The following is a 1,409-nucleotide window of genomic DNA, read 5'->3' on the forward strand; positions in this document are numbered from 1 at the left end:
TCAATTCACGGTCGCGCGTGAGGCGACCGTCGTTGATAGAGTAATGCAGGGCGATCTATCGATGTTTCAATTCACGGTCGCGCGTGAGGCGACCGGAATTGTAGCCGTATCTGAACAACGGCTATTAGCACGTTTCAATTCACGGTCGCGCGTGAGGCGACCGCATTTACAATCCGTTATCGATAAAATGAAAGAGGTTTCAATTCACGGTCGCGCGTGAGGCGACCGATTTTAAAAATAACGGTTTGAGAATGTCCGCTTGTGTTTCAATTCACGGTCGCGCGTGAGGCGACCGCATTTACAATCCGTTATCGATAAAATGAAAGAGGTTTCAATTCACGGTCGCGCGTGAGGCGACCGATTTTAAAAATAACGGTTTGAGAATGTCCGCTTGTGTTTCAATTCACGGTCGCGCGTGAGGCGACCGAGCATATACTAAAACATTAACAAAAATAAAGGCTTACTTCCCCTATTTCGCCAATATCTTTATTTATATGCGGTGGACGAGTATATCATAAAATAAAATAGGATGTATTAAATTATTAACTTATTGATTTTTAAAGAACAATGATAAATCGCTAACCTTACACTATTTTAGTGAGAACTATAGGTTGGCGATCACAAAATAATTGTATCTTGGAAAATATCAAATGCCGGTTTAGCGCCATGATGTTCAACTTTTTTGCGCCATTTACTACCGAGATGGTAAAAACGTAAACTGTCACATTCCGGTTGATAAATGTCCAATAATTTAGTTTTTAGTTTAACCCATTGATCCGGAGTAATATCGCATTCAAAGACGGAATATTGTACGCGCACCCCATAATCTAAGCAAAGCTTTGCTATTTGTCGTAATCTTTTTTGTCCTTGCGGATCATCAAAAGAGATGTCATAAGTAATCAGCATCAACATAATGTTCTCCTAACGCATTAAAAAAGGCGGGTACTCTATCAAATCGCCCCGTAAATGGCGTGCTAACAGCATTGCTTGAATATAAGGCAATAAGCCAATAGTCACTTCTTCATTTAAAAATGGATGAATAATTTTTTCCTGTTTTTTGGATTGCCAAGTTTGAATCAGTAGTTTTCTCGTATCCGGTTTTAAATTAATGTAGTGGTACACTAATTTTGCAGTCCTCAATAGGTGGTAAACTATCACAAAAAGAGGATATTAAGATGAGAAGAACATTTAGCCCGGACTACAAAGTTGCCGCGGTAAAATTAGTCACCGAGCAAGGTTATTCTGTTGCCCAAGCCTGTTCGGAATTAGGGATAGGCGAAACGGCATTACGTCGTTGGATAAAACAAGTCCAAGCAGAAAAACAAGGCTATGTATTGCCCGGAACGAAGCCCTTATCACCGGAACAGCAACGGATACGAGAGCTTGAACAACGCATTAAAATTCTCGAA

3 protein-coding genes and 1 pseudogene are annotated in these 1,409 nt (G+C 40.5%); 2 read left to right on the forward strand and 2 right to left on the reverse strand.

Annotated features, from left to right (window positions below; all coding sequences use genetic code 11):
- A partial coding sequence (locus A3EO_RS13925) for a hypothetical protein (protein WP_409359783.1) occupies positions 1–220 on the forward strand: 220 nt, incomplete at its 5' end.
- Positions 221–618: 398 nt separating this feature from the next.
- Here the strand turns inward: A3EO_RS13925 and cas2 are convergent.
- Positions 619–912, reverse strand: coding sequence for a CRISPR-associated endonuclease Cas2 (gene cas2, locus A3EO_RS0109295; protein WP_018346931.1), 294 nt, complete (start codon positions 910–912; stop codon positions 619–621).
- Positions 913–921: 9 nt separating this feature from the next.
- Positions 922–1,104: pseudogene (locus A3EO_RS0109300) on the reverse strand (hypothetical protein); the annotation flags it as partial.
- Between the two features lie 71 nt (positions 1,105–1,175).
- On the opposite strand from A3EO_RS0109300, the gene A3EO_RS0109305 reads away from it, so the two are divergent.
- Positions 1,176–1,409 (forward strand): IS3 family transposase (locus tag A3EO_RS0109305; RefSeq protein ID WP_018346485.1); only part of this gene is annotated, 234 nt, incomplete at its 3' end.

The organism is Gallibacterium anatis DSM 16844 = F 149, from assembly GCF_000379785.1.
GTDB classification, from domain to species: domain Bacteria; phylum Pseudomonadota; class Gammaproteobacteria; order Enterobacterales; family Pasteurellaceae; genus Gallibacterium; species Gallibacterium anatis.

What these genes read in the sequence shown, in the direction of transcription:
- cas2 (WP_018346931.1), bottom strand. Translation starts at nt 912, where the DNA reads ATGTTGATGCTGATTACTTATGACATCTCTTTTGATGATCCGCAAGGA.